The following is a 7,573-nucleotide window of genomic DNA, read 5'->3' on the forward strand; positions in this document are numbered from 1 at the left end:
AATTCCTCCTTTTATTCGCCTTTACATGCTCGCCCCAAAAGGCTGATGGCTACATCTTGTGCGCTTTTGCCACAAAACAGCATTTGATAAATTTGTTCTGTAATCGGCATTTCCACACCTTGTCTTTGTGCAAGCAAATAGGCTTCTTTTGTATTATAAAAACCTTCTACGACTTGCCCGATATTTTCCATAGCCATTTGGGCATCTAATCCTTTACCTAGCATTAATCCAAAACGTCGATTGCGCGATTGATTATCGGTGCAAGTTAGCACTAAATCGCCCAATCCAGACATTCCCATAAATGTATTGGTATTTGCACCGAGCGAGATACCTAAGCGGGTAATTTCTGCAATACCTCGAGTAATCAGTGCTGTGCGAGCATTTGCGCCAAATCCCATACCGTCTGAAATACCCGCGCCAATTGCGATCACATTTTTAATTGCACCACCAAGTTGAACGCCTGTCATATCCGAATTTATATAAACTCGGAAACCTTTACTACAATGAATACGAGACTGAAATTCCCGCGCGAATTGCTCGTTATTGGCAGCAAGCGTAATAGCTGATGGTAGACCTTGCGCTAATTCTTTTGCAAAAGTTGGGCCAGAAAGTACAGCTAGTGGATATTGCGTTCCGAGTTGTTCTTCAACTACGGTTTGTAGTAAACGCCCTGTGTTACGTTCCAAACCTTTTGTTGCCCAAATTAATCGGTGATGGGCTTTTAAGTGCGGTTTAATTTTTATAAGAATTTCACCGAAAGCATGGCTTGGCACCACGATTAAAATATCTTGAGAATATTCCATTGCTTGTGCAAGATTACTTTCTAAATGAAGATCCTCAGGAAAGATGACATCCGGCAAAAAACGATAATTTTGTCGTTCTGTCTGCATTTGTGCGATATGGACGGGATTGTGCCCCCATAAGTGAGTGGGAGAACCATTGCGAGAAAAGGTAATTGCCAGCGCAGTTCCATAAGATCCCGCACCTAGCACAGTGATTGGTGTTTGCGAAGTTATCATATCTACAATTTATCTAGTAAAAGAGGAAATAAGTATAGATATCTTTCGGTAACCTATCAACCACAGGAAAATATTACTTATTCATTTGGAGGAATTTAAACGGCACGATGGATATGCCATTTTTTCCATTTTGTAGTTGATAAAATTGAGGGTAGTTAAAATTATGTTGAACGATATTGTAAGGATTTTTATCGCCTTCCTGTTTGGCGTTTTGATAAAGTTGATTAATCTCCCGCACTTTTTCATCTTTTTCACCATCGCAGTGGCGATAGATTTCGAGATGATTAGATTCATCTAAAATATAAACATTGAAGCTGTGATCAGAATTATCTTCAAAAAAGAATTGTAGGAATCCTTCACTTGCGAAGGCATCCATTTCTGGTGGATAGCGACGACTTTCTTGGTTTGTCTCGCCATCTTCAATTGGTGTTTGTAAAACTTCGTCAAAATCCACCGCACTTTCAGCGTCATTACAGACCGATTCATTTCCGATTTCTTGTAAGCTGATGCCGCGATCTTCAAAAAATAATTGCCAGTTTTTACCCGCTACGCGTAAACGTGACGTTTGGCAAGGTTGTTGAATATCGCCGACTTGGATGCTAACGCATCGATTGACTAATCCCATCACTAATTGACGTAAATCTTGGCGATAACGTTCACTATAACAATAGACTTGTATGGAATCTGGGCGATTAACGCCACGATAAATTTTGTTAGAAAGCACTTTTAGTGCAAGCAAAATGGCATTTTGCCCTTCAAAATGGAGCGTTCGGATTTCATTCCACACGTTACGATAAGTAAAATCGATACTGCCGACAAGACTTTGCTCAAGCGATCCAAAACTAAATAAATCTCGCGATGAAATACCCGTTAATACTTCTTCTATTTTGGATGTTGGATCGGTGGTGAGATTTATGGCAATAAACAAGCTACGAATTTCGCATTGATTCAATAAATCGCTATTTTTAGGTTGTTTGGCGATGGTGCTTGGAAAAGACTGACGTAAGTTAGTGACAAAGCGTTGTAATGTGCTTAAAGTCACATTCTTGCTAAAAATTGACAATTCGGTTTTTTCTGTGAGTAAATGATTGAAATAAGCCCAAGAAACTAATTTATTCAGGCTTTCTCCGTATTCGATCACCCGTTCTTTGGAGAACATAATATGGTGTATTGGTTGATTGATAAGGTACCAACCATCTTTAAAATGTTTATTGCCACGAACTTCCACAAAAGTCAGGTGTGCTTCTGATAAATTGTGAGATATCTGTGTGTTGAGTAAGGACACTTTGCCGGGAAGTTCTTCAAAAGCAGTATAAAGTTTACGAGAAAGAATGTTGATATCTTGTGGCACGACGCTCGAGTGAATGTGATGCTTTCGAGCAAATTCCACTAAATTACGATAACTCAACATTAAAAATTTCATTATGTTATCGTGGTTTTCTTTTACTGCCTTAATTTTCCAAAATGGACGCTTATTGAGATGTTTTACCGTTTCTGCAGACCATCCCCATTCTTGCGCAAGGATTTCCATATAACGAATACGCCAATTATTGACTTGGTAACGTGCAAAATCTTCCGTTGCTTTCACATAGAAACAACGGTGCACAAAATCCAAACGTTTAAATTCAGAAAGTGCGGTTAAATATTGGGTTACTTTTGCAAGAATGGCAATGTAAGGATCAAAATGGTGATCAGGATTGGTATTGCCTGAAAGTAAATCTTGCTTAAAAGTGCGGGCAATTAAGCAAGTGTTTGGGTATTCCTTGGAATAGGCTTCCAACAACAAAATTTTGAGCACAGATTTATAAGGTGAATCAATCCCTTTATAAAGATGCCATAAACTGGCACCGAAATATTCGTTTGCAGAAAATTGTCCTAAACCGCCGAAATCTACCCAATCATTTGGATCAATTTCCCCTTCAGTAATTAAACGCACCACCTCTTTTTCATAGTCTTTTTCATTTTCCACCCATAAATGCAACCAAAGTAGAGGTTTACCAGCCAAGCGTACGGCGGAGCGATAGAACTCATCAAGCAATAACATATATTGCGCAGAGCCGCTATTTTCAATAGTCAGTGGGTCAGCATAATGTTCATTGCGGAAACGTTGTTGATCCATCAAATAAAAATTAATTTCCACATTAAATTGCATTGCCCATTCACTAATCCGCTTGGCTTTTTGAGTAAGAAGTGTATATTCATCTGGACTCAAGCCATCACGGACACAAATCCAAGTATCAAGATCTGAAGAAGAGGTTTGACTTATTGAGCCAAAGCTACCCATTACATAAACGCCTAGAATTGGTGGTAAAACTTCGTGAAAATTTACCGCACTTTTGAGTGTTGATGGCTTATGATCGGCATAGTGAATACCGTATTCATTGGTGAGCCATTTTTTTTGATAATCAGAAGCAAGGAAATTCGCAATGCCAGAGGGGGCGTGAATAACATAGCCGGGAAGTTGTGGATGGTTTAGGTGTAGAAGTAAAGGCGCAATCGCTAAAACGTGTTGGAATGCATCGCCTGAACCTTGTAATGCACGCTCAAAACGGCGTTGATCCAAGGCGCTAACCCATTGTTTTGCTTGTGCTAGATTACATTCCACGTGGTGTCCCTACCAGAACAACAAAAATTGGCGAACAATTTACCACTTAGGGAGTATAAATGCAAAAAAATGTGACATAAATCACAATTTTTTAAAATATATTATAAGTTTTACCTATCAACAATCAAAATGACTTTTTTACCTAAGAGTGGTAGGATAGCACCTAATTTTATTGCGTAAATAGCTTAATTCTACCGATATAAAAATCTATATTTTCTATTATTAGTGGATAGCTTGATATTTTTCTTATCAACGCAAAGTATTATAAAATACCTTACTCAATATCACTTATTAAGGAATTGATATGGCAAAAGAGCAACCTAACGACCTCACTGAACAACTTACAGATACGCCAAAAACAGCTGTTGAACAAACTGAAACAATGCAGTCTGTTCCGCAAACTATTGTGAAAAAAACGGGTACAGCATTGAGTTTATTAGCAATACTTGTTGCGCTAGGTATTGGTGGAGCTGGATACTATTTTGGTCAGCAGCAAATGGCTAAAATTCAACAGAAATTAACCGCACTTGAAAATCAAACGGGAGCAAATCTTTCCTCAAATAACACCAATAACAATAAACGACTTACACAATTAGAACAGAGTTTAAAAACTGCACAAGAAAATATAGCTCAACTGGAACAATTAATTGTAAGCAAAACAGGGGAAATAACATCCTTACAAACTCAAATGAAACAAGTAAGTCAGCTTGCCATCGCACAACAACCAAGCGATTGGTTATTTTCCGAAGCTGATTTTTTACTAAATAATGCCCTGCGTAAACTTGTTTTAGATAACGATGTTGATACAGCGGTTTCTTTATTAAAATTAGCTGATGAAACCCTCGTCAAGGTTAATAATTCACAAGCAAATGAAATTCGTAGTGCAATCAATCAAGATTTAAAACAACTTCTTTCGCTTTCAAGTGTGGATCAAAATGCGATAATGCAAAAACTGTCACAGCTTGCAAACACAGTCGATGAATTACAGGCTTTGAACGTAAATTTTGATGAAACATCTAAAAATAATGATAAATTATCCAACAACATTACTGACTGGCAACAAAATATTGAAAAAAGTGCAACCTCTTTCCTAAATCATTTTATTCGTATTTCGCCAAAACAAAATTCAAATAAAAAAGAATTACTTGCACCAAATCAAGATATTTATCTTCGTGAGAACATTCGTCTACGTTTACAGCTTGCGATTATGGCAGTTCCTCGTCAGCAAAATGAACTTTATAAGCAATCTCTAGAAGCTGTTTCTTCTTGGGTTCGTAGCTATTTTGATACAAACGCTGAAGTAACACAAAATTTCTTAAAATTAGTAGATGGATTGACTGATACTTCTATTTATGTAGATGTGCCAGAGCAATTAAAAAGTTTAACATTACTTGACAAATATCTTAATCGTACAGCTTTAGATCTACAAAAAGTGGAAATTGAAGCAGACAAGGCGATTGATACAATGCCTAAAGTAGAAGCTGTTAAACCAACACAATCTGAATCACAACAATAAGGATAAGTCTATGTTTAGAGTGCTCTTTTTAATGCTGACATTGCTTGTAGGACTTGTAGCAGGGCCTTATATTTCTGGTCAGCAAGGTTATGTACGCATTGAGACAGCAAATCGTATTATAGAAATGTCCATCACTACCTTAGTGATTTTTTTCATTATTTCTTTAGCAATAATTTATGCTTTTGAATGGGGCATCACTCGTTTCTTTCGTTTAAGTCGTAGCTCTTATCAATGGTTTTCTAATCGCAAACGTGTAAAAGCGCAAAAACAAACCCTTGAAGGCTTGGTAAAAATGGATGAAGGGGATTACGCTAAAGCAGAAAAATTAATTGGCAAAAATGCTAAACATTCTGCTGAACCTGTACTAAATCTCATCAAAGCAGCAGAAGCCGCTCAACAACGTGGCGACGAATTTAGTGCAAATCGCTATTTAATTGAAGCAACAGAATTAGCCGGCTCTGATAATTTGCTCGTGGAAATTGCCCGTACTCGTATTTTATTGCAACAAAACAAGTTACCTGCAGCGCGCAGTTCTGTAGATAGCTTATTAGAAATGGCTCGTCGCAATAAAGAAGTATTAAAACTTGCGGTAGAAATTTATCTTCGCTCTAAAGCCTATCAAGCTCTAGATAAAATTTTAGACAATGTTGCGAATAGCGGTTTATTCAATGATGAAGAATTCAAAGATCTTCGATCTAAAACCGAAAATGGTTTACTCGACGAGAAAATGAACGAAGAAGGAATTGATGGCTTACTAACTTGGTGGAATCAGCAACCTCGTCATCGCCGTAACAATATTGAACTTAAAATTAGCCTTATTCAACGTTTAATTGACTGTAATGATCATGAATCAGCTACTGAATTGACATTTGAAATACTGAAAAAACTCGGTGACAATACAGCAATCAGTTTACCTCTTTGTACTCAAATTACACGTTTACAACCAGAAGATAACAGTAAACTTCTCAAGCTAATAGAAAAACGTGCAAAACGTGTGGATGAAAAACAAAAATGCTGTATCAATCGTGCTTTGGGTTATTTATATGTTCGTAACAATGAATTTATTAAAGCAGCAGATGTATTCAAAAACGTGATCGCTTGCCCTGAACAATTAGAACAAAATGATTTGATGATGGCATCTTATGTATTTGAACAAGCGGGCGATAAAGCATTAGCTGAACAAGTTCGCCAAGAGAGTTTGAAATCAGTGATGGCAATTCAGAATGTCATTCCAGAAAGTGCGGAAGAAAAAACAGAAGAAAATTCAACCGCACTTTTAGAAAGTAAATCTGAGTAGCTCAACTAAAAAGACAAAACGCACTTCAAGTGAAGTGCGTTTTTTGTTGTTTTGAATCTAAAACTATATATTTTTCAGTTTATTAGAATATAACACCAAACAGAGTGCGATCACCATAATCAAAATTGCGCCTGCAAATAAGATGGTATCCATCGAGCTTTCATGATTAACAATGATTAAACGCAACATCGCAGTGATCCCAGCATAAATAAAATAGCGTAAAGGGAAGTGATATCCGCTTTTAAAATACTGCACAATCAAACCAATAAACCCGAAATATAAGAAAAACATTACTGCTTGTTCAGCAACATCATAAGGTACAACAGACGAAGTGTTAAGCACCATCATAGATAAAGTATAAGTTATTTTTACAAGGGCAATAATAAGCACAATCGCTAGCACAATCAACGCTGTACAAAGCACAATTTTCAATACATCAGTAATGATTCGTGGCAATTTTTCTAATTCTGGGGACTCTTCCATTTTTATTCCTTACAACAAAATTAAGACTCGTATACTAATGTAAAATTATAAAACTGATCAAAATTATTTAAAAATAATGTTCAAAAAACTATTACTTATAATATTAAACAAAATTAATTATTAGAAATTATTATATTCCTACGCATTTAAATGCGATCACATGATAGAGTTTGCGAACAATGTCACATTTACGCCACACGAAGACGATGATTTCTCACAAGAAAATTTTTACAATGTAGTAAATTATTGAAAATGAAAGGTTTTTTATGGCAGGGGCGGAGAGGCTCGAACTCCCAACACCCGGTTTTGGAGACCGGTGCTCTACCAATTGAACTACGCCCCTATTGGTATCAATAAACTATGATATGAATTGGCGGAATGGACGGGACTCGAACCCGCGACCCCCTGCGTGACAGGCAGGTATTCTAACCAGCTGAACTACCACTCCGCTAAAAATGATGATTGGCAGTGCCTTACTCTCACATGGGGAAACCCCACACTACCATCAGCGTTACAACATTTCACTTCTGAGTTCGGTATGGTATCAGGTGGATCTATTGCACTATCTCTGCCAAAAATTTTTTATTTTTTTAATTTACTCAATGAATAAACTAAAAAAATAAAACCTGGCGGTGCCCTACTCTCACATGGGG

At 37.0% G+C, this 7,573-nt stretch carries 5 protein-coding genes, 2 tRNA genes and 1 rRNA gene; 2 read left to right on the top strand and 6 right to left on the bottom strand.

The genetic code is table 11. From position 1 onward, the window contains the following. Nucleotides 1–11 precede the first annotated feature (11 nt). Together gpsA and HMPREF2813_RS09415 are read right to left on the bottom strand one after the other, a co-directional pair. Complete coding sequence (gpsA, locus tag HMPREF2813_RS09410; protein ID WP_006995372.1) at nucleotides 12–1,019, bottom strand: NAD(P)H-dependent glycerol-3-phosphate dehydrogenase; 1,008 nt, start codon at nucleotides 1,017–1,019, stop codon at nucleotides 12–14. A 73-nt stretch (nucleotides 1,020–1,092) separates the two neighbouring features. Further along, nucleotides 1,093–3,624, bottom strand: a complete 2,532-nt coding sequence (locus tag HMPREF2813_RS09415; RefSeq protein WP_014550528.1) for a class I adenylate cyclase — start codon at nucleotides 3,622–3,624, stop codon at nucleotides 1,093–1,095. Nucleotides 3,625–3,928: 304 nt separating this feature from the next. Between HMPREF2813_RS09415 and HMPREF2813_RS09420 the strand changes: the two genes are divergently transcribed. Together HMPREF2813_RS09420 and HMPREF2813_RS09425 are read left to right on the top strand one after the other, a co-directional pair. Beyond that, nucleotides 3,929–5,140 (top strand): uroporphyrinogen-III C-methyltransferase, encoded by a 1,212-nt coding sequence (locus tag HMPREF2813_RS09420; protein WP_014550527.1) that lies wholly within the window; start codon nucleotides 3,929–3,931, stop codon nucleotides 5,138–5,140. A 10-nt stretch (nucleotides 5,141–5,150) separates the two neighbouring features. Next, complete coding sequence (locus HMPREF2813_RS09425) at nucleotides 5,151–6,437, top strand: heme biosynthesis protein HemY (protein WP_048946785.1); 1,287 nt, start codon at nucleotides 5,151–5,153, stop codon at nucleotides 6,435–6,437. Nucleotides 6,438–6,500: 63 nt separating this feature from the next. Here the strand turns inward: HMPREF2813_RS09425 and psiE are convergent, their stop codons facing one another. From psiE to rrf, 4 genes are all read right to left on the bottom strand, one after another. Continuing rightward, complete coding sequence (psiE, locus tag HMPREF2813_RS09430) at nucleotides 6,501–6,920, bottom strand: phosphate-starvation-inducible protein PsiE (protein ID WP_014550525.1); 420 nt, start codon at nucleotides 6,918–6,920, stop codon at nucleotides 6,501–6,503. A 267-nt stretch (nucleotides 6,921–7,187) separates the two neighbouring features. Further along, nucleotides 7,188–7,263: transfer RNA gene (locus HMPREF2813_RS09435), tRNA-Trp, on the bottom strand. A gap of 28 nt (nucleotides 7,264–7,291) precedes the next feature. After that, nucleotides 7,292–7,368: transfer RNA gene (locus HMPREF2813_RS09440), tRNA-Asp, on the bottom strand. Between the two features lie 12 nt (nucleotides 7,369–7,380). Continuing rightward, a 5S ribosomal RNA gene (rrf, locus tag HMPREF2813_RS09445) occupies nucleotides 7,381–7,496 on the bottom strand. Nucleotides 7,497–7,573 lie beyond the last annotated feature (77 nt).

It is taken from the genome of Haemophilus sp. HMSC066A11, from assembly GCF_001811665.1.
In the GTDB taxonomy this organism is placed as follows: Bacteria; Pseudomonadota; Gammaproteobacteria; order Enterobacterales; family Pasteurellaceae; genus Haemophilus; species Haemophilus influenzae.